Origin of the sequence: Fibrobacter sp., from assembly GCA_024399065.1 — a bacterium.
Classification (GTDB): Bacteria; Fibrobacterota; Fibrobacteria; order Fibrobacterales; family Fibrobacteraceae; genus Fibrobacter.
On record JAKSIB010000003.1, the window covers coordinates 125937 to 147519 of the forward strand.

Sequence of the window (21583 nt, forward strand, 5' to 3'; positions counted from 1 at the left end):
CATTTGGAGCATAGGAATAGAGAGAATTTGAAAAGACTACTGACAAGCCTCTTTATGCTGCTTTTGCTCCCGGTTTGGACGGCTGCGCAAAATGCAACAAGTGACTCGCTGGCTCAAGCGGGCCCGAAGGGTATTCTCTTTAATGGTGTGGTTCAGGACACCGCTTTCGCCGCAGGCGAAAAACTTTACGTTGAAATTCTTGAATCGGGCGAAGCGGTGGAAACAACCGTAGGTGCCTCCTTCTCCGTAGTTCTTCCTGAAGATACTTTGTGGAATGTTTGCGTCACCAACTCCGATACCAGCGGTGCAGAAAAGGAAAAATGCTACGAACTGGTGTACCTGGGGAAGGATTCTGTCTTTAGTCATGTGCTTGGCGATGCGGGGTTGACCGATTCTAGCGCAGTGGATTCCTCGGAAGGGTCGGCTTCGATTGCCACGGCTGCGCCTCGCAATGACAATGCCGGTGATGGCGCGGACAATGGTGAACAGTCTGCTGATGCTGCGAAAAAATCTGAGGATGTTGACGTTGACGCTCTCCTCGCTGCTGGCAATAACGGCAAGGTTACCGAAATGAAAAAGGTGGTGGTGCAGTTGCGTCGTCGCCCCAAGCGCACTGCCGGTGAATCTGTTGTCAGCACCAAGAGTATCAAGCGTATGCCTAGCCTGGGTGAAGCCGATGTGATCCGCAGTATCCAGCAGCTCCCCGGTGTGGTGGCCAGTTCCGATTTCAGTACCAAGATTTACGTACGTGGCGGTGCCGCCGACCAGAACTTGTTCCTGTACGATAATGCTGTAGTCTATTCTCCCACCCATTTCTTCGGATTGTTCAGTACCTTCCTGGTGGAAACCATTGACGAAGTTCAGTTCTACAAGAGCGGGTTTCCGGCCCAGTACGGCAACCGCCTCAGTTCTGTGCTCAAGATGGATGGCCGCGCCGGTGGTCAGGATTCTGTAGAGGAATGGTTCAGCAAGTCCAGTATCAAGATCAGTACCTTCGCTGCCCAGCTCCATACCGAAGGCCACAAGGGCAATGCCCGCTGGGTTGTGGCTGGCCGTACCACTTACATCGGCTACATGTTGGACTTGTTCCGAGTTCTGGGTATTTTGGACTTGGCCATTGATTATGAATTTACGGACCTGCAGGGTGAATTTATCTACGACTTCTCCAAGGATACCCGTGTAAAAGTGGGTTTCTATGTAGGTCAGGATGAACTTTCCTTTGACCCCTTGTATGTGGACTGGGGTAACGTAGCCTTGCCGATTAATTTCTCCCATCGTTTCAATGCGGATTGGGACTATAACGCCACTCTTTTCTTTAGCCGTTTCTATCAAACCATGAAGCTGACGGATATGATCAATCTTGGTCAGGATATTTATACCTGGGCGGCAAAGCAGTGGTTGAATTTCCGTGGCGTCACGAACCACACCATTACGGCTGGCTACGAACTGGAATACGACTGGGACAAGTTCTACGAATACATTTCCACCATGAAGGTGGCGGACACCCAGCAACCCTTCCACCATGTACTTTATGGCCAAGATGCCTGGCGCATCAATGACAATCTTCTGTTGACTTACGGCCTCCGCCTGAACTACCAGACCCTTTCCAAGGATTTCGGTGTCGAACCTCGTTTCTCGTTGGTTTGGAACCTGGATGATCGAAAGACTTTGGAATTGTATGGCGGTCATTACCTGCAGTACATGAACTCCATTATGTTCAGTGATGGTGAATCCCTTAATGAATTCTACTATCCCTCCGTAACAACGTCCAAGGGTAAGCACTTGAAACCTGCCAGCTCCAACCTCTTTGCGGTGGAATATAAGCAGGCACAAATCAAGGATCAGTTCGACTTTATTGCTGGTGCCTATTTCAAGACTCAGAACAACTTGAATACCTACGTCATGAGCCAGGATTCTACGGAAGAAACTTCCGCTGCGGATTTCCTGCTGGCAGATTACTTTGGTACGGCGGAAGGTTACTCCTTGGGTTATGAACTTTCCTTCCGTCGCGAAAAGGGCTCCATCTTTGGAGGCATCAACTGGAGCCAAAGTCTTAGCGTATTGAAGAGCAATGACGGCAGCAAGGCTTATTTCCCCAACTGGCATCAGCCCTATGCCATCAAGGCTGATTTGGGCATTAACTGGAAGGGCGAAGATGGAATTTGGTCCAACAAGAAAAACGGATTCTACTTACGTTCCTCTGTGGTGCTGAAGTATTCCGCCGGTATGCCAATCAGTGAATACCTGGGTTATTTCTACGAACAGGATTTTGTGGACAAGCGTTATTCTGAAAAGGTCCAGGTGGTACCCGGTTCCCGTAATGCCGGCCGACAGACAGACTATTTCCGTATTGACGTGAAGGCTATTGACATGGGCCGTGAAAACAAGTGGAACCTGAGTTGGTCCATTATCAACTTGACGGACCATGAGAACATGTTCTATTCCTACTACGATACTAGCAAGAACCCGCCTGAGTATAAGACTATGAGTCAGTTCCCCTTTTTGCCTGTGATGGTGAACTATGAGTACTGCTTCTAAAAAGATTGTGCGCTTGCTGTCGCTGTTGGCTTTGATGCTTGCGTCCTGTGATTTCCAGGGACCGTGGAGCTACTATCCGGAAGAAACTGCTGTTTACCAGGGCATTTATACTTACGGCTATATCGTGGCGGACGAATCTCCCTATGTGTGCTTCTCCAAGGTGTATAAGTTAGACGAAAGTTCTGCGGAAAACTTCGCCTTCTATGATAGCGCCAACGTGACCATTTCTGGAAAGTTCAGCGATGGAAAAACGGAAGTGGATATGGGACCCGTGGATCGGTATAGTAAACCCAACTGTTTCCACACCTATGTTTCAAGCACCGGAATTCCTGGTGAAAGCTACACGCTGAAAGCATTCTTCAAGTGGGATAGTGCCGGTCATACGGTGGAAAGCGAGTTCAAGGCCGTTGCAAAAATTCCCACTAAGTTGAAAGCCAAGGGTATTGTTCCGCCCAGCATGGGTAAGCCTACCTTTGTTCCCAATGATTACAAAAGACAATCCTTCAAGCATCTGGATTTCCCTTTTGATGTATTGAGTTACAAGATACCTCTGGATTTTGACGAAAGTGTTCGTGGTGTCCTGACAACCATGGGTTACGACAACAAGGAAGGCGGCGAATCCATGAACAATACCATCAACGGAATGATGGGAAGCCTTGTGGAACCCGACTCCCTGGGATATACTGGTATTTCGTTGATTTCCCCTAACTACAATGAGACCAGCCTTGGCTATACCACCCGTATGTCTGTTGGTGGCTTGAATACTTTGGACACCTTCGAATTTACCGGGATGACCACTCCTATTGGCGAAATGGTGATTCGGTTCTATGCTACGGACCAGGCCTATTCCGATTACAGGAATACGGTTCTCCAGGCTCTTGACGATCCCCGTATAAAACCCAAGTCCAATGTTGAAAACGGCATGGGCGTGTTTAGCGGAATGTTTAAGGATTCCTTGCTGATGGAGGTGACTGCGGAGGACTATGTTCCCTTTGACCATATACAGAAGGTCAACTGTGCCAATACCTCCTACGACCCGGACAGTGTAAGTTCCAAGGCCTGCCGCCTTTTAGGTGAAAGCGTATGCATCGATACCGTTCAATGCTTTGAAGGGTGCGGCTACAAGTATGAGGTGAATCAGGAAATGGGCATGTGCTATCCCATGGCCGTAAAACTTGCCATGTCCCTGGATACCAACAAGTGGTCCCTTTTCTTGCCAGATACCTTGGCACAGGAAAAGAAGGACGAGGCTTACGCCGATGGGCTGAAACGCTATTGTGTCGCCAACAATTTCAAGAACAATTCCCTTGCCAAGTGCGATGATATTTATAACGATTGTCAGGTTGCCCCGGAAAAGAACTACTGCAAGAAATATTTGTGGCAATGGTGTTCTGATCGCGATTGGGATATGTTGGAATATCCTCAGTGCGGAACTGGCCTGGTGAGCCGCTATATCATTGAAAAGATGAAATCAAGTATTTTAGATCGCGTTGTGGGTAATTGGTGTGATGAACATCCTGATGACAAACAATGCGCAAGACTTTAAGGATGGAACAAGAATATGATTAAGAAGAAAACCATATTTTTTACTTTGATGGTTCTGTTGTTGTCGGCCTTCGCCTTTGCCGATGTAGAATCCGATATCAAGGATTTGAAGTTGGAAAAGGAAAAGCTGAATTCCGACATCCAGAAACTTTCCAAGCAGATTTCTGCAACGGATTCCATGTTGAGGGCGGATGATAACCGCTATAAGACTTTGGTGAACCGCTACAAGGCTGACAAAAGTCGCCGTACCGCAGAAATCGATTCCTTGAATGAAAAGATTCGTAATGTGGCCGCCCAGCTGCAGGACGAACGCAACAAACAAGCTCGCGCCAAGAACCGTAGCGATAATGTGAAGGCCAAACGTAAGGCCTTGAGCACCATGCTGGCTCTTATCAGCAAGCAGTTTGAAAAACAGATTGAACAGACTTTGCCCTGGGATCGCGAAACCCGCCTGGATCGTGCAAAGTCCTTGACCCGAGATATTGAAAGCGGCAATGCTTCCGAAGAAGAAGCTTTCTCCCGCTTGAAATCCTTGATTGCCGAAGAAACCCGTTTTGGTGACGAAGTGGCCATCATCAATTCCCCGCTGACTCGTAAGAATGGCGAATTGATTAATGCACAGATTTTGCGCATTGGAAATCAGTGGATGGTTTATAGCGATGAAAACGGAACTGTTTACGGAGCCCTTGTCCGCAAGCTGGAAGGTGGTTCCGCAGATGGCAAGACCGAAGCCAAGATCGTTTATGAATGGAATGAAGACTTGACTTTGGCAGAACGTGAAGCAGTCCGTTTTGCTTTGGATGTGAAGCAGGCTAAGAAACCTCCTCAGATGGTAACCTTGCCTGTAAGCCTTTCTGTGACGGGAGGGAATGAATAATGAAGAAGTTTATTGAAAAGTCATTGCGAGGCTCGCAGAGCCGTGGCAATCGAAGCGTCGTTGCCTTTATGTTCCTTGTCATCACGCTTGTGGCTCCTAGTGCGTTTGCATGGCCCTGGTCTGATAACAAGAAAGACGAGGCGGAAAAGCAGGCTCAGATTAGGGACTCCCTGAAGCGCGAAGAATTCAAGAACTTGCAGCGTGAAGTGGACGCTCTTACCCGTATGCGTTTGCAGAAGGCTGATTCCCTTGAAAAGCTGGAAGCAGAACATTGGCGCAAGCGTTATAACGAAACCAAGCTGACCGAAGAGCATCAGGTGGAAACTCGTGAACTTGATGGTCGCTATTCCAAGCTTTCTACAGACCTCGGCCGCGTCAACGAAGAAGTGATGGCCAGTAAGGACGTGACTACCGACGCTGAAGAAAAGGCAAAGTCCGATGAATCCGGCTACGATGCCTTGCATACCCAGGTGAAGCTTTCCTTGGAAAAAATCTTGGGTGAAATTACCGGTGACTATCCTGTGGGAATGAATAACCGTCTTCTTTCCTTGAAGAAGGCTCAGGATGAATCCGACAAGAAGAACCCCAACACGGTTGCCGTGGCACGCACTTATCTTGAAGACTTGCTGCTGCGTCATCAGCTGACTTATACCCAGTCTGCGGGCAAGGAGATTTCCCAGGTGGGAACTCGCCCTGATGTGAACGTGAACCGTTTGCGTTTGGGTACTGTTTTCCTTGGTGAAGTTGCTACTGACAATGGGGAAGTTCAGGCCTTGATTCGTTCCGGCGCACTGCAGGGTAAGATCTTCGAATGGACCACCACATTGCCCCAGGATATGTCCGCTTCTATCAGCAAGGCTGTGAGCGAAGCTCCTACCGCATCCTCTGTAACGATTCCTCTGGATGTCTTGCAGAACAAGGCCGTAAAGAATTCCATTTCCGATGTAGAGGAACTCACCTGGCAGCAGGAACTGCAGGCCTTCTTCAAGAAGGGCGGTATTGTGATGTATCCGTTGATGCTGTGCGCATTGTTCGCATTGCTCCTCTGCCTGGAACGTTTCCTTGTGTTGATGTTCCGCGGACGCGTCGGCCGTCGTTTCGTCAAGAAGATTGACAAGTTTGTCGCTGAGGGTAAATTTGAGGAAGCCGCAAACCTTTGTCTCAAACGCGACACAGGCCTTTCCATGGTCCTCTTTGCCGTTCTGAACAAGGCCAAGGACGGTCGTGACTCTGCTGAAAAGTCCCTGCAGGAAGCATTGCTCCGAGAACAGCCGAAACTGGAACGTCGCATGGGCTTGCTTGCCGCCATGGGCTCCATTGCTCCGCTTCTTGGCTTGCTTGGTACGGTGACTGGTATTATCACCTTGTTCACGGTGATTACCGAAGTGGGCACCAATGACGCTCGCGTTCTTGCTGGCGGTATTTCCGAAGCCCTGGTCACTACGGAAACTGGTTTGATTATTGCAATCCCGGTGATGATCCTTCATGGCCTCTTGAGCGAAAAGATTGAAAAGGTCACCAGCGAACTTTATGTTCAGAGTACCGCACTTTTGAACAAGATTTTCCCAAAGAGCTAAACCACAAATCGCGACGAAATAAACCGATAAAATATGATGGACAATAACCTGTACGTATTCATAGAAGCGATGCAGAACACCTACGAGGCCGGCGGTGTGGTGATGCTGCCTATCCTTTTGTGCGGTGTTATCGGTTTCTATTTCCTGTACAGCGCTTGGTTCCGCATCGGTAGGGACTATTTCCGCAAGGATTCCGGCAAGGTAGTGGAACGCCTCCGTAAGGATTTGGAAAATAGTACCAGCGGTCGCGCGAGAACAGCTCGCGGACGCCTCAAGAAACGCGGCGGTATTCTCGCTCGCGAATTGCACTTGGCTTTGAAAGTTGCTATTGAAACTCCTGCCGAATATGAAGACTATATGCAGGTGCGCATGATCAAGACTTTGCGCTACATGCAGCAGGGAAACCACATTGTATCTATGATGGCTGCTGCGGCGCCGCTCTTGGGTCTTTTGGGAACGGTGACAGGCATGGTCTCCACCTTTGATGTGATTACCTTGTACGGAAACCAGAATCCGGTCTTGATGGCAGACGGTATTTCTGAAGCCTTGATTTCTACCCAGAGTGGACTTTTGGTGGCTTTCCCGTTGACTCTTTTGAAACAGCGCCTTGATGAACGTATTGATATTTTGTCTCAGCAATTGCAGCTGGGCGCAACGGTTATAGAAAACTATATCTCCAATCGCCCGCCGATGAACTAGAGGAAAAAATGAATTTTAACTTACCGCAACGCAAGCAGAAAGATATGGGCATCGATATGGGCCCGCTGATGGACATCGTGTTCATCTTGCTTATCTTCTTTGTGGTGACCTCCAGCTTTACCCGTGAAACTGGTGTGGACGTGACCAAGCCGGAAGCCCAGAGTGCAAGCCAGCTGGAAAAGGAAAATATTCTAATTGCCATTACCCGCGAAGGCACGATTCATATTAACGAACGTCAGGTGGACTTGGCTAGCCTTCAGGATATTCTCAAGCAGACTTTGGCAAAGACTCCGGATCGTGAAGCCGTCGTGATTGCGGATAAGGGCGCGGAAACGGGCGTACTTGTTCAGGTAATTGATGCCTGCAATATGTCCGGTGTAAAGAAAGTTTCTATCGCAGCGCAGGCGGATTAATGTCTATTGTAAAGGCCGTCATCAAGGGAATTTTGAAAATCGTCAAGCGGTTCACGGTGCTTACCGTGGCGGTTTGCAGCAGCCTTCTGCTGGTGTTTTCCGTGACGATGGCCAACTTGTTCTTGAATGGAAAAATGTTCCATGAGAAAAAGTTTGTCAAGACTGAAGTGGCCGTGAAGAAAGTTGATGAAGTGGAAAAGAAGGTTGAAAAGAAGAAGCCTTCCCGCAAGCCCAATCGCCAGAAATCCAATTCCCGATCACCGAAGGCTGGCCCTCGCATGGCAATGAATTTGGGTGCTGTCGGTGGTACTGGTGGTGCAGCCATCAACGAAGAACTTGTGGCTGAATTCCGCGGTGGTAATTTCAGCACTGAAAATGGCGAAGTGGATAAAAAGCCGAGTGGTCGTAGCATGCCAAACTTCCAGGTGCCTGCCCAGATCCGCGATCGTGAAATTGACGCAATGCTTCGTCTGAGTTTCTGTGTGGATGCCAGTGGCCGCGCCTATGACATTCGTATTATTGAGGAAACTCCTGCAGGAACAGGCCTTGCCCAGGCGGGTAAGGAAGCTCTTGCGAGAATGACTTTTGAACCTGCAGAAAAAGACGGCAAGGCGGTGCCGTTCTGCGGTATGGAACAACCGTTCGAGGTGAAGTTCCATGACTAGATTTTGTGATGTCATTGCGAGGAGTGTAACGACGAAGCAATCAAAGCAATTCTTTGTTGCACTTGTTTTGACGCTGTTCTCCATTGCACCGGCATTTGCCGCTCAGCAGGCTGCAGATATTGTTGACCGTGCCAATAAACTTTACCGCGATGGCCGTTTTAAACAGGCTGTAATCCTTTACCGCAAGGCTCTTGAACGTGGAGCCGATCCTGTTGCTGTAAGTTTCAATATCGCTAACAGCTACTATCAAATGGAACAGTATGCCGAGGCTGCCGCCAGTTACCGCAAGGCTGTGGATTTCTCCAGCGGAAAGTTCTCGCCTGCACTGTTCAATATGGCAAGCGTCTATTATCGCCTAAAGCAGTATCCGGAATGTGTAGCCGCATACCATCGCGCTCTTAAGCTGGAACCGGACAATGTTTCCGCATGGCTCTTCCTGGGCGAAGCCTACACCCGTACGGGCGACAAGGTGGGGGCCCTTCGTGCCATTGAAAAGGCTTACCAGCTGGACAAATCCGACATCAGTGTGGTGTATCAGCTTTCCGAAGCTAACATCGCCATGGACGACTTTGATCGCGCCGTAGCGGTGATTCGCGAGGGCTACGCCAACCATCCCGAAGAGACCGATTTCCTTGTCTACCTGGGAGACGTTTACAGACTGCATAAGGATTACGATCAGAGCGCGGGCGCGTACCGAGAGGCGCTTAGCATTCGTTCTGATGACGTGGCCACCATGTATAAACTTGCAGACGTTCTTGTAGAAGATGGCAAGAATTTTGTTGCCATGGACTTGTTGACTAATATTCTTTCCATCAAGCCTGATTTTGCAGATGCAGCCATCTTCCTGGGCAATCTTGCCTATGATGCTCATTTCTGGGAACGCTCCGAATCCGCCTATGAAATGGCCGCCAAGTCCGGTAGCCAGGAGGCGGTTTATGGCTTCAAGAACCTGGCCTTCGAAGCCCGTTCCCAGAAGCGTAATGAAGAAGCTCTCCGCATATTAGAAAAGGCCCAAGGTTTCTATCCCTCGGACCAGACTATTGAAGCAGAAATTTTGGAACTCCGCGACTAAAGAATAAAAATCGGTGTGGCTTATTTCTGGTAGGCCACAACCTGGTTTCTGCCGTTGTTCTTGGCGGTGTAAAGAGCCTTATCGGCGCTATCAATCACAAGCTTGTAATCCTTGCCGTCGTACTTTGCAACGCCTGCAGAAATGGTAATGGGGCAAATGCCTTGGTCAAAGTGTTGTACCTTCCTGCGGATGGATTCCACGGTGGCCACTGCTGCGCCCAGCTCTGTATTGGGCATGAGGAGGATAAATTCTTCACCGCCCCAGCGGATAAATACGTCGGTATCTGTCTTTGATTCCAGGACGATGTTTGCAAAGTCCTTGAGGACGATATCGCCCTTGGCATGGCCGTACTGGTCGTTCACCTGTTTAAACAAGTCGATGTCAAACATGGCGACACAAAGAGGCTGACGATACTTTTCCTTGAATTCCGTGGAATCGGGCTTGAGAAGATCCTTGGTGATGTTTCTGCTGTGAGCGCCGGTGAGTGCGTCAAACATGGAAATGTACTGGAGCTTTTTCGTAGTTTGATAGTGCTTGACGTAGAGATTCTGCATTACGAAGTGGGCAAGGCAGATGGCTGCCCAGCAGGGAATGTTCAGGGACAGCAGCAAGTCGATGTTGGGATAATGTATAAACGGGTGCGTCAGCAGAATGGTGACGATATGCAGGGTTTGCATAGGTACGGCCATTGTCCAGGGGAATGCGAAGTTCACAGCAAAGAACGCCAATTGCAAAACAATGCTTCCTTCCGAAAAATGGGTCTTGTCCGGGAGGTAGTAAACGGACCACATGGTACACCAAATACAACAGTGAATCACGAAGTAGGTGGCATACCCCATGATTTTATAATTCTTTGTCTTCCTGCTGAGAAGAATAAAGGCTGTCATGGGAATAAGGGGCGTAAGTCTTGCAGGGAGGGTTTCCCAGGCGAAGCGTCCACCGAACAACTGGCAATCGGAAACGAAATAGGAAAGTGTTCCTACGGCTGCAAAAATGACAGCCCAAAAAGAAAAGCGTCTATAGAATTCGAACTTGGACTGGTAAAAGTCTTGTGCATCAATATCTTTTGGCAATATTCTCATTGATGTAGAAAATAACATTACAATTGCGTTTTGGGCTGCAAAAAGTTTCACAAGGGCGAAAAGTTTGCGTTTTCGCACGTTTTTACAAGAAAAACACCCGAAATTCGGGTGTTTTCTGCAATTTTCCGCAATTTAGCCGGATTTAGATTTGCTTGTTGACCAGTTCCACGATTTTTTCGATGGCCGCTTCCGGAGCAAGTTCGGTATCTCCGCCTGCTGCGCGTACGTGGCCGCCACCGCCAAATTCCTTGACCACGGCGTTGACATCGACATAGTAGTTGGATCGCATGCTGATCTTGTACTTTCCATTGACGGGGTACAGGAATACGGTGACTTCGGTACCGCTGACTTCGCGAAGGGTGTCTACGACGGTTCCCATTTCCACAGGGAGAACGCCGTAACGTTCCATGTCTTCGGTGGTGACATAGGAATAGACCAGTTTGCCGTCCAGGGCAAGCTTGCTCTTTTCAAGGGCAAAACCCGTCATGAGGGTTTGCTTGTAGGTGCGGGTGTAGTAGGTTTCGTTGACGATTTTTGCAAAATCGCAACCCTTGTCGATAAAGTCGCCTACGGCGTTCATGGTGCGCTTGCTGGTGCAGCTGAACTTGAATGCGCCAGTGTCGTGGACTATGCCCAGGTACAAACTGTTGGCGGTGTTCTTGCTGACCTTTTCCTTGTCAAGCTGGTAGAACAAAACTTCGCTGGCAGAACTTGCTTCGGGCTCCACAATGTTCACGTTGCAAAGGTTCTGCGGGTTGCTAATGTGATGGTCAACGTTGCAGGTGAACTTTGCCTTCTTGAAACATTCCACACCGTTTGCGCCAACACGTTCAAAGGAGGGTGTGTCCATCAAAAATGCCAGGTCTACTTCGCGGCCGTCATATTCGTGAATTACCTTGTCTGCACCGTTGATGAGCTTGTAACTATCAGGGAATTTTTCGATGAATACGGTGACGTCAATTTCCGTGTAGTTGTCCTTGATGTAGTTGTAGATTCCCAGGGTGGAACCTGCGCAGTCGCCATCGGGGCGAACGTGTCCGAAAATGGCGACAGTCTTTGCCTTGCCAAGCATTTCATCTATAGTCATAATAACCTTCTTATTTTCGCCCTAAAGATAAAAAAATGCGGACCATTATAATCCGGGATTTTTTTTTTTGTATTTTCTTGGAAACAATAGTGAGTGATTTATGGTAACTGCGATTATTTTCTCGATTATTTTTGCGTTGGGTAATGCCGGTGTTCTTTTCTTGAGTCAGAAATGTTTTGGCCGTTTGCCTCAGGGTGAACGCTTAGAGCGAATCAAGCAATCTCCCAATTACGATGGCAAGCAGTTTAAAAGTCTGGATTCCACTGTCAATATTGTTTATGAAAAAAGCAAACTTCAAGTGTGGAAGGAATTCTTGTTTGGTGATGGCACCAATGTTCAGTTGGCTCCCGATGACTCGTTGCAGGTTATTCGCACAGACTTGAAGTCTCTTCCCAAGGACAAGGATTGGCTTGTGTGGTTTGGCCATTCCAGCTACTTGATGAATTTATCTGGAAAGACGTTTCTGGTGGACCCGATTCTTTATGCGGGCTCCCCGGTAAGTTTTGTGAACAAGATGTTCAAGGGTACCGATGTCTACAAGCCCAAGGATTTCCCGGATATTGATTACTTGGTGATCAGTCATGACCATTGGGATCATTTGGATTACGAAGCCGTGGTGGAATTGGAAGCTCGTGTGGGCAAGGTGATTCTTGGCCTGGGTGTGGGCGAACATTTTGAATACTGGGGCTATCCTAAGGAAAAACTGATTGAATTGGATTGGTGGGATAAGTCTAGTCTTGGAGTTGAGAACTTTGAAGTAACGGCAACACCAGCCCGCCATTTTTCCGGACGCGATTTGCATCAAAACAAAACTCTTTGGTGTTCCTATGCTCTGAAAACACCAAAACGTACTGTTTGGATTGGTGGTGACTCTGGCTATGGAAAGCACTTTGCCATGATAGGAGAAAAGTTCACGGACATTGACCTAGCCATTATGGAAAATGGTCAGTACAACAAGGACTGGGAATTTGTGCACACGATGCCTGAATACCTTGGAAAGGAAATGGTGGAGCTGAATGCAAAACGTTACTTGACTGTTCATCATTCCCGTTTCGCTCTTTCAAAACATGATTATCGCGAGCCCCTTGAAAATGCGAAGCGCGCGGCCCAGGAATCCGGCAAGCCGGTGCTGATGCCGCAAATGGGCGAGGTCGTGTACCTGGAATAAAAAGAAACGTATTGTTTAATATCACCCCCGACAAAACGGGGGCGTTCTTTTTGCGAGAGTTTGTTATTTTGTATCTGTAAAAACAAAAAGGATTACGTATGTCTAAATTGATGCGTTCTATTTCGGGTATCCGCGGTATTGTTGGCGATACTCTCACCCCGCAAGTTTTGCAGAGCCACGTTCGTGCATTTATTGAAATTACCAAGGCCAAGCGAATCGTAATCGGTCGTGATAGTCGCCCCACTGGTGATGCTATTGTGCAGTTTGTTTCTGGCGTATGCCGCCTGGCCGGTGTGGATGTCGTTGACGTTGGCCTCAGCACTACTCCTTCTGTGGAAATTCTTACCACCGAAATGAAGGCCGATGCTGGCATTATCATTACCGCTAGCCACAATCCGTTGGAATGGAATGCTTTGAAGTTCCTGAACAACAAGGGCCTTTTCCTGGGTCCCGATGACGTGAAGAAACTTTTTGAATTGGCTGACGCAAACCAGTTCGATTATCCTGACTACCGCACCATGGGTAAGTACGAAGTGACCCCCGATGCCGATGGCGTTCATATTGATGGAACCTTGAAGATCCCGTTTGTGGATGTGGAAGCCATTCGAGCCAAGAAGTTCAAGGTGGCTGTGGATGCTGTGAATGGCGCTGGCTCCTACATTGTGCCCCGTCTCTTGGAACAGCTGGGTTGTGAAGTGGTTCGTATCCATTGCGAACCCAACGGCACATTCCCTCGCGGTGCAGAACCTATTCCTGAAAACCTCACTGACCTCCGTACCGCTGTAAAGGCAAACGGCTGTGCCGTGGGCTTTGCTGTTGACCCGGACGCAGACCGCTGCGCTCTCGTGGATGGTCTCGGTCAGAGCATCGGTGAAGAATACACCCTCGCCATTGCTACCGAAGAAGTCCTTTCCCAGAAGAAGGGTTCCGTTTGCGTTAACTTGTCTACAAGCCGCATGAACGAAGATGTTGCTGCCAAGTACGGTTGCGAATTCAGCCGTGCCAAGGTGGGTGAAATCAACGTTAGCCTCCAGATGATTGAAAACGGTTGCGTTATCGGTGGTGAAGGTAACGGCGGTGTGATTCTGCCGGCACTCCACTACGGTCGCGACTCCCTGGTGGCTGCAGCCCTCGTCCTCAGCTGGATGGCACATCACGATGGCGGTCCGGAAAAGTTCGTTGCAGAAAATCCGTCCTACGCCATGCCCAAGAAGAAGTTTGAACTTGGCAACAAGAGCGTTGCTGAAATTCTCCCCAAGGTCAAGGCCGAATTTGCTGGCTGGACCATGGATGAACGCGACGGCCTCTGGCTTGGTTCTGAAAAGTCCTGGGTCCATGTCCGGGCAAGCAATACCGAACCTGTGATCCGCGTGATTGCCGAAGCCCCCACCGCAGAAGAAGCCGAAGCTCTCTGCTCCAAGGTGGAAAAACTTATTTAATCAACGAAAAATATTTGAAAAAAGACGACTGTCATATTTTGGCAGTCGATTTTTTTATGCTTATGCAAGTAACAACCATTGTATTAATATCTAAAAAAGCGAGGCATGTATGGTTGATTTGAGTAACGAAATGAACTTTTTAGAAGTTGTTGATTTATGCAAGGTATTGGCTGATTTAACTCGCTTTTGCATTGTGAACTTGCTGAATAAACGAGATATGTATACCTACGAAATCCAGCAGGAACTCGATATCTATGATGAAGATGTGAAGTTAAGGACCCTGTCCAAGCATTTGAGAATCATGGAACAGGCTGGCCTTGTACATTCTACCACAAGTTGGACTCATAAGAAATATTCTTTGGATCGCAATCAAATTAAGCAATTCGTTGAATATTTCAGAAAGGAGGTCGAACCTAGTGAAATAAAGGGTAAAGTGGGAATGTTAGAATTTCCGGGGATCGCTGTATAACGAAGAAGTTTGACGAAATGAATGCCCGCAATGTTGTTTTCAGCGCTTGTTAACGTTTTGGTTAACTAAGAATTGCGAAATTTCTTTGTTTTGACGGTTGTTTGTTAACGATTTGGTTAACAAGCGAAAAAAATAAAAATCCCTGCGGGGTATATTGCGCGTTGACGCAAACCGCAGGGATCAAGGTGTGCTAGAGAGAAAATCTAGAACTGTTCGAAGAACTTGTGCACTTCTTCAGGAACCCAGGTGCTCTGCCAGTTGCCGTTGTCGTAAGCAGTCCACTGATGGCCGCCATTCCAGCTGCACCACTTCACGGGGAAACGTTCGTCAACGTTCTTGAAGTCGTAGCAGAGATGGCCGGAACCGCCCACTTCCTGGGGTTTTTCGGAACTGGCGTCAGTAAACTGGCTGTCTCCATCGGAAGCCTTACCGTTCTTCTTGAGAACGCGGGGCAGTGCGCTTGTGAGGGCGGTGTTGTAGGGGCAGGTGCCGTCGTTCTTGCCGTGAACATTCATCCAGGCGATGGGCAGCTGCTTTTCAGTTCCGCTCTTGTGGGGTTCGTAAATGTTGTAGTCTGCCACAGCGTAGGTAACCACAGCACGGACTCTTTCCTGGAATTCTTCTGCCAGGGAGTAGCTGTACATGGAACCGAAGCTAAAGCCGGTGACGAATACGCGGGAGGTATCGATACAGTAGTTGTCTTCCATGGTGGTCAGCAGCTGATCGAAGAACTGGTGGTCCTTGTCGTCACCTCCACGCCAAGGGGCTTGCCACATGGCTCCGGATTCCTGTGTATCGCCGCGGGGAGAAACGAAGATGTAGTTTCCTTCGGTGTCCAACTTCTGCTGGCCATAGTACGGAGACGGATGATCCTGGTCTGCGTAGTGGTGGACGAAGTCTTCGGCGTTGGAGCCCATGCAGTGCATGGCGAAGAGCAACTTGTATGGCTTTTTGTTGTCGTAATTCTTGGGTAACGTGATGAAATATTCACGATCCAAGCCGGCTACGTTCATGGTAAAGCGATCGCCATTTTCAACGCTCTTGGTCTTCACCAAGGTAGAATTCTTGCCGCAACCTGCGCTGGGACGGGGCTTGTTCTTTAGAGCGTAACCGAATTTGTAGGTCTTTTCTCCCGGTTCAAGAACTGCCACGCTGGAACTAGAGGGAGCTGCAATTTCGCTGCTGGAACTGACAGGAGCCTTTGCACTGGAAGAACTCTTCGGAGCCTTTGCGCTGGAACTTGCGGGAGCTTGTGCGCTAGAGCTTGTCGGTGCGGCAACGCTAGAGCTAGATGCTGCAGCCTGGATATCGGAACTTGACGCCGGAACCTGTACGTCTGCACTGGAAGCGGGCACCTGGGCGTCTGCGCTGGAGGTGAAATCCAAGATTTCTGCGGAGGAAGAAGAGTTTGCAGAAATATCGGGGTTGTTGATGGAACCTGTACCGGTATCATCGCCACAGGCGACGAACATAGCAGAGGCCAGTAATACTGCGCCTGCAATGCCGAATTGCTTTTTCATTTTTACTCCTTTATTTTTTCCAAAACTCCGACGAAAAAATAATCATGAAGTGGCGTTTTTTCACTATTTTTGAGCTTTTGGCCTGTTTAAAATGTGTAAACCTGTGTAAGAATGAGTCGGCTGGTAAACGTGCGTTTACAAATTGCTGTGCCCGTGCTTTTTTCCCGATTCTGAATAAAAACAAGAAGAGGCTCCGTAGTCGCCTACGGAACCTCTGATGTATTTAAGGAGTACGATGAAAGGAGAAAATCTGCGCTTTTGAGGTGGCGCTAACCTTTGGTTTAGGGGGACTATGCGATATTCAACTTACGGGCACCTGCCTGCTGTTTCTTGGTCAAGGTGAATGCGAGGATTCCGTTTTCAAGGGACACCTGGATGTTTTCCAAGTCGATGTCTTCGGCAAGGCGGAAGCTACGTTCGTAGTTGACCTTGTTATCCTTACGTTCGCGGGATGCCTTGACGGTAAGGATGTTCTTTTCAATCTGTACGTCGAGGGCTTCCTTCTTGACGCCCGGAAGTTCCACTTCCAGCATGAAGCCGTTCTCGATTTCGTAGTAGTCAGCCTTGGGGCAGTAGGTGTATTCGCGCTTGACGCATTCAGCGTTGTCGGCCTTTTCGGTTGCAGCGTTGTTGATGCTGTTCAGGCTGTCGATGATGTTCTGAAGGCTGTAGAATGCGGTGGGGATGACGTTTGCGTTAATCATAATATTTTACCTCTTTGTTTGAGTTGCGGGCTTGGCGTTCGTCGTGGCCCATTGTTTTTTGCTTTACGCCCTACCTATTGCAAACCCCGTGCCAACTTTTCGGAATGGCTTTGAAAAATGATGAAAACAATGATTTTTTCGTGATTTTTAGAAAACCATGATCGTCTTGATGTGGGTGTGGTTCATTCGGAAACGCGGGATGTTTCACCTGCGAAACATGGGGCGTTTAATAATGCGATTGTTTGAAAATATCCAAAGCCCGTTGTTTTATTCTAAATTTATGGTATGCCGCGCAACTTATATGAAGGAAGTATTCTCAAGAACATCGGGATCTTTTCCATCCCGTTTCTGATTTCCAATTTCCTTCAGACTCTTTACGGCATGGCCGACTTGTTTATCGTGGGCCAGTTTACGGATGCCGCTGGCATTACCGCCGTTGCCGTGGGAAGCCAGGTCATGCATTTTGTGACGGTGATCCTGGTGGGCCTCACCATGGGCTCCACGGTGCTGATCAGCCAGGCGGTGGGGGCAAAGCGCAACCGGAGCATTTCCAGGATTCTTGGTAACACGACCCTCGTGTTCTGCGTTCTGGCGGTTTTGTTGATGGCGCTGCTGCTGGTATTCTGCCCCCAGATCGTGTCCTTGCTTTCGACGCCCACCGAGGCGGTGGAAGGTACCGTAAACTATTTGATTATCTGCTTCCTCGGGATTCCTTTCATTACGGCCTACAACGTAATTGCCGCAGCCTTCCGCGGGCTTGGCGATACCAAGAGCCCCATGTATTTCATTACGGTAGCCTGCGTCCTGAATATTGCGTTGGACTACCTCTTCATCGGGGGGCTGCAGATGGGCGCCTCGGGGGCCGCTGTCGCTACCATCGTCTCCCAGACTTTCAGTGTAGCCCTGTCCCTTTGGGCCATCAAGTACTCCCGCCGGGTGAATTTCGGCGTACGCCTTGCCCGCAAGGATTTCAAGCCTCATAAGGCCCTCCTGGCCGCCATTGCAAAAATCGGCATTCCGGTGGCCGCCCAGGATGGCTTCATCCAGGTCTCCTTCCTGTTCATTACGTTGATCGCAAACTCCCGCGGTCTTGAAATCGCAGCCGCCGTCGGTGTGGTGGAAAAGATCATCTGCTTCCTTTTCCTCGTCCCGTCCGCCATGCTGTCCACGGTTTCCGCAGTCAGCGCACAGAACATCGGCGCCGGAAGCTACGACCGCGCCCGCAAAACCCTCTACTGCGGTATGGGAATCGCCGCAGGCTTCGGCCTTTTCTGTGGAATACTCTTCCAGTTCATTTCCGAACCGGTGCTGGCTCTGTTCACGGAAGACCCCAAGGTTATCGTTTTCGGCACCCAGTACCTTCACGCCTACGTCTTTGATTGCATGGTGGCCGGCATCCATTTCTGCTTCAGCGGATACTTCTGCGCCTGCGGACGATCCATCATATCCTTCGTCCACAACGCCATTTCCATTGTCACCCTGCGCGTGCCTGGGGCCTATTTCGCCTCCGTCTGGTATCCGGATACCCTTTTCCCCATGGGTATCGCCACCTTGACCGGCTCCTTCCTGTCAGTGGTCATTTGCGCCGTTGTCTATTTTTCCATAAAGTCGCCTAAATCACATATAAAATAGCCCAGGGCTACTTCCCACTCCAAAAAAGTTTATATTTCTCTTACAATTGAGTGTGTGATTTTGTTTTGGAGGCCCCTTTGTCTCTTTTCTTGGTTGAGTATATAATTGCATCTTTGGTGATTGCCGCCATCGATGTCATTTTAGCATCTATGTCCTTTAAAAAGGGTGGCGTCCAGGGTCGTGCCTTGGGGTCCACCTGCGTCGGCTGCGCCCTGGTGGACCTGAGCTACCTGGTCAGCTGCCTCAGCGACAACTATTTCGTGTTCTCCTGCATGTCCAGCATCTACTTTGTGTGCATAGACATCATGCTGATCAGTCTTGTGATATTTGTTTGTGACTTTTGTAAGTTGAAACAATCCATGGTTGGTGCGGGCCACTTTAAACTTGCTCACGCCTTCATTGCCCTTGATATTATATTCTTTGCAATCAACCCCTTCTGGGAAGTGGCTGTCAGCTATGTGCCCCGTGCAACGGAATTTGCCAAGTACAGCTACGATATGCACTTCTGGTTCTATGCACATTTGGCATTCTGCTATGCCATGGTGGCGACCTGTGTCTATTTCTTGATCTATAAGCTGGTCAGGGTTCCTCTGGAATACAAGAGGCAGTATTTGTATGCCGTGTTTGGCGTTGTCGCTATCGTTGCAATCAATGGCGTCTTCCTATTCTTGCCGGGTCTTTCTGTTTACAACTTCCTGGACTACTCCATTCTTGGCTATAGCCTTGGCGCGTATGTTTTCTATTGGGCTTGCTTCCAGTATTCCACCAAGGGTATGATGAAACTGTTCAAGATGAGTGTTTTTGAAAATATCGACCAGGGCTTGGTGTTGTTTGATTATGTAGGCCAATTGATTTTGCATAATGACATGGCCGACCGCCAGTGGCCTGATGTCAAAATGACTGAATTGATGAAGATCGAAGATTTCAAGAAGTTGTGCAACATTGAAATCGACCCCAAGGTGGAATCCTGTGTGCTACAGTGCTATGTTGAAGTCAATGGAGAAAACAAGCCTCTGCGCTGTGAATACAGAACCTTAAAAAATAAACGTGGACGGGTCATTGGTAACCTGTTTACCTTCTCCAACGCAACCCTTGCCACAGACCCGTTGACCGGTTTCCACAACTGGGACGACTTCTGCTACTTCATAGATGAAACTAAGGAAAAGAGAAGTGCTCCTGTTGTTGTCGCTGCTTGTGACATTATGGGACTTTCCTTTGTGAACTCCACGAAGGGCCGCCATTTTGGTGACCAGAAGATAAAAGTCTTGGCAGACTTGCTTAGAAAGCATTTTCCCAGGGATTCCTACTTTGTTCGCGGCCAAGATGTGAACTTGATCGTTATCCAGGTCGTGGGGGACGAGAGCTCTGCTATCGAAAGTATTGAAAAGGTCAAGGCGGAATTTGATTTGGCGCTTCAATATGCCACGAATTATGTACCTAGTAGTGTAGATGTCTCTGATGGTATAGCGGAAGCAATCAAGGGCCTGAAACAGAAAAAACTTCTGGACAAGGGCTCCAGCCATTCCGTGATTTTGAATTCCCTGGTGCAGGCCCTGCAGGAATGCGACCCTGATACCGAGGAACACGTCCGCAGGACCCAGGCCATGGGTGCCGCCCTCGGTAAGCGTATCGGCCTTAGCGATGTTCAACAGAGTGATCTTTCCTTGCTTTGCCTGCTTCATGACATCGGTAAGATCGGTGTTCCTTTGGAAATTTTGAATAAGCCGGGCAAGCTCACTTCCGAGGAATGGGATGTGCTCCGTTCCCACGCTACCAAGGGTTACCAGATTGCAAATAGCTCCACGGAACTTTGCGGCATTGCGGAAATGATCTTGCACCATCACGAACGCTGGGACGGCGCTGGCTACCCCGATGGCTTGAGTCGTGAATCCATTCCGCTGCTTTCCCGTGTGATTGCGGTGGTGGATGCCTACGACGCCATGGTAAATGACCGCGCCTATCGCCCTGCATTGCCTCAGGATGTGGCCATCAACGAATTGAAGCGTTGTGCAGGTTCCCAGTTCGATCCGGGTATTGTTTCTGAATTTATCCAGCTGCTGGAAAGCCTCCCGAAGAAACCGGAAACCGTCAAGAAGGTTTCTGAAGAAGCCCAGTCCTTGGTTCGCGAAGAATTGAATCAGGGTGTCGAACCTTCCAGAACCCATACTGTCCATAACTTGAACTTTAGCCGCTATGTGGTGGATGAACAGTTCAATATCGTAAGCGTGGACAAGGCCTTTGAAAAGTTGACAGGCTTTACTGCGGATGAAGTTCGTGACAGCCACATGAACCACATGCAGTTGATCCCCGAAGAAGACCGTACGGAATACATGGGTCTTGTGATGGAAGAAACTGCAAAGCGTCCCCAGGCGTTCTTTGAACATCGTCTTGTCCGTAAGGACGGAACCATTATCTATGTGTTCTGCATGGGTCGCCAGTTCTATGACTCGGCAGCCCGTGCCGGTCGTTCCGAAATTATCGTGACAGATGCGTCTACAACGTATAGCCTGCGAGTCATGGCTGACGTGGAACGTAACAAGGCTAAGCGCCGCGAAAGTGAAATTGAAAATGCGTTCCGTAGGGATTCCTTGACTGGTGTGCTTACCCGCCCGGCTTTCAAGAACGATACGGAGTTCAAGCTGCTTGAGGGCAAGACTAAGGTCATGCTCCTGATGATCGATGTGGACCATTTCAAGGAATACAACGATACCTACGGTCACGTTGCCGGTGATGAATTCCTGGCGCTTGTGGGGCAGACTTTGAACTCAACACTACGTCGTGATGATATTGCTGGCCGTATGGGTGGTGATGAGTTTGCCGCAGCCCTCTTCTTCTCGAAGGAATGCACTGACGAATTCATGTACCAGCGTGCCCAGCAGATCTTTGACAAGATAAACATGGTGCTCTCCATGAATCCCAATGCCACCAGCCTCTCCATGGGTGCTGTCATTGCAGATGACGAACTCAACTCCTTCAACGAACTTTACGAATGCGCAGACAAACGCCTGTACAAGTCCAAGGAAGGCGGCCGTTCCAGACTGTCTGTTTCCTAAGACGCAAGAACGCCTAGTCGCATTAAACAAAAAGGGCCGCTTT

At 49.0% G+C, this 21583-nt stretch carries 17 protein-coding genes; 13 read left to right on the forward strand and 4 right to left on the reverse strand.

What is annotated here, in order from left to right:
* The first annotated feature begins 27 nt into the window (after positions 1 to 27).
* The 8 genes from MJZ25_02495 to MJZ25_02530 are packed head-to-tail and all read left to right on the forward strand — an operon-like array spanning position 28 to position 9386.
* Positions 28 to 2538 carry a TonB-dependent receptor gene (locus tag MJZ25_02495; GenBank protein MCQ2123033.1) on the forward strand — a complete coding sequence of 837 codons (2511 nt, stop codon included), beginning with the start codon at positions 28 to 30 and terminating at the stop codon, positions 2536 to 2538.
* On the forward strand, positions 2522 to 4084 hold the full coding sequence (locus MJZ25_02500) for a hypothetical protein (protein MCQ2123034.1): 1563 nt from the start codon (positions 2522 to 2524) through the stop codon (positions 4082 to 4084). Before MJZ25_02495 ends, MJZ25_02500 begins: the two co-directional genes overlap by 17 nt.
* 15 nt (positions 4085 to 4099) lie before the next feature.
* Complete coding sequence (locus tag MJZ25_02505) at positions 4100 to 4960, forward strand: DUF3450 domain-containing protein (protein MCQ2123035.1); 861 nt, start codon at positions 4100 to 4102, stop codon at positions 4958 to 4960.
* Positions 4960 to 6537 (forward strand): MotA/TolQ/ExbB proton channel family protein, encoded by a 1578-nt coding sequence (locus MJZ25_02510; GenBank protein ID MCQ2123036.1) that lies wholly within the window; start codon positions 4960 to 4962, stop codon positions 6535 to 6537. Before MJZ25_02505 ends, MJZ25_02510 begins: the two co-directional genes overlap by 1 nt.
* Before the next feature lie 33 nt (positions 6538 to 6570).
* Entirely contained in the window at positions 6571 to 7236 is a 666-nt protein-coding gene (locus tag MJZ25_02515; protein MCQ2123037.1) for a MotA/TolQ/ExbB proton channel family protein, read from the forward strand.
* A gap of 8 nt (positions 7237 to 7244) precedes the next feature.
* Complete coding sequence (locus MJZ25_02520) at positions 7245 to 7649, forward strand: biopolymer transporter ExbD (protein ID MCQ2123038.1); 405 nt, start codon at positions 7245 to 7247, stop codon at positions 7647 to 7649.
* Entirely contained in the window at positions 7649 to 8314 is a 666-nt protein-coding gene (locus MJZ25_02525) for an energy transducer TonB (GenBank protein MCQ2123039.1), read from the forward strand. The genes MJZ25_02520 and MJZ25_02525 overlap by 1 nt, the downstream gene beginning before the upstream one ends.
* On the forward strand, positions 8307 to 9386 hold the full coding sequence (locus tag MJZ25_02530) for a tetratricopeptide repeat protein (GenBank protein MCQ2123040.1): 1080 nt from the start codon (positions 8307 to 8309) through the stop codon (positions 9384 to 9386). Before MJZ25_02525 ends, MJZ25_02530 begins: the two co-directional genes overlap by 8 nt.
* A 20-nt stretch (positions 9387 to 9406) precedes the next feature.
* On the opposite strand, the gene MJZ25_02535 is transcribed toward MJZ25_02530, so the two are convergent.
* Together MJZ25_02535 and MJZ25_02540 are read right to left on the reverse strand one after the other, a co-directional pair.
* Positions 9407 to 10468: a GGDEF domain-containing protein gene (locus MJZ25_02535; GenBank protein MCQ2123041.1), complete on the reverse strand. Its 1062-nt coding sequence runs from the start codon at positions 10466 to 10468 to the stop codon at positions 9407 to 9409.
* Positions 10469 to 10610: 142 nt separating this feature from the next.
* The gene (locus tag MJZ25_02540) at positions 10611 to 11555 is read right to left on the reverse strand and encodes a bifunctional oligoribonuclease/PAP phosphatase NrnA (protein MCQ2123042.1); all 945 of its coding nucleotides are present in this window, start codon (positions 11553 to 11555) and stop codon (positions 10611 to 10613) included.
* Between the two features lie 100 nt (positions 11556 to 11655).
* On the opposite strand from MJZ25_02540, the gene MJZ25_02545 reads away from it, so the two are divergent.
* From MJZ25_02545 to MJZ25_02555, 3 genes are all read left to right on the forward strand, one after another.
* Positions 11656 to 12723: an MBL fold metallo-hydrolase gene (locus MJZ25_02545; GenBank protein MCQ2123043.1), complete on the forward strand. Its 1068-nt coding sequence runs from the start codon at positions 11656 to 11658 to the stop codon at positions 12721 to 12723.
* A 98-nt stretch (positions 12724 to 12821) separates the two neighbouring features.
* Positions 12822 to 14162, forward strand: coding sequence for a phosphoglucosamine mutase (gene glmM / locus MJZ25_02550; GenBank protein ID MCQ2123044.1), 1341 nt, complete (start codon positions 12822 to 12824; stop codon positions 14160 to 14162).
* Positions 14163 to 14271: 109 nt separating this feature from the next.
* Complete coding sequence (locus MJZ25_02555) at positions 14272 to 14631, forward strand: winged helix-turn-helix domain-containing protein (GenBank protein ID MCQ2123045.1); 360 nt, start codon at positions 14272 to 14274, stop codon at positions 14629 to 14631.
* 203 nt (positions 14632 to 14834) lie between these two features.
* On the opposite strand, the gene MJZ25_02560 is transcribed toward MJZ25_02555, so the two are convergent.
* Both MJZ25_02560 and MJZ25_02565 read right to left on the reverse strand, forming a co-directional pair.
* On the reverse strand, positions 14835 to 16151 hold the full coding sequence (locus MJZ25_02560) for a hypothetical protein (GenBank protein MCQ2123046.1): 1317 nt from the start codon (positions 16149 to 16151) through the stop codon (positions 14835 to 14837).
* Positions 16152 to 16441: 290 nt separating this feature from the next.
* The gene (locus MJZ25_02565; protein MCQ2123047.1) at positions 16442 to 16855 is read right to left on the reverse strand and encodes an Hsp20/alpha crystallin family protein; all 414 of its coding nucleotides are present in this window, start codon (positions 16853 to 16855) and stop codon (positions 16442 to 16444) included.
* A gap of 285 nt (positions 16856 to 17140) precedes the next feature.
* On the opposite strand from MJZ25_02565, the gene MJZ25_02570 reads away from it, so the two are divergent.
* Together MJZ25_02570 and MJZ25_02575 are read left to right on the forward strand one after the other, a co-directional pair.
* Positions 17141 to 18487 carry an MATE family efflux transporter gene (locus MJZ25_02570; protein MCQ2123048.1) on the forward strand — a complete coding sequence of 449 codons (1347 nt, stop codon included), beginning with the start codon at positions 17141 to 17143 and terminating at the stop codon, positions 18485 to 18487.
* A 77-nt stretch (positions 18488 to 18564) separates the two neighbouring features.
* Positions 18565 to 21540 (forward strand): diguanylate cyclase, encoded by a 2976-nt coding sequence (locus MJZ25_02575; protein MCQ2123049.1) that lies wholly within the window; start codon positions 18565 to 18567, stop codon positions 21538 to 21540.
* Positions 21541 to 21583: the final 43 nt, after the last annotated feature.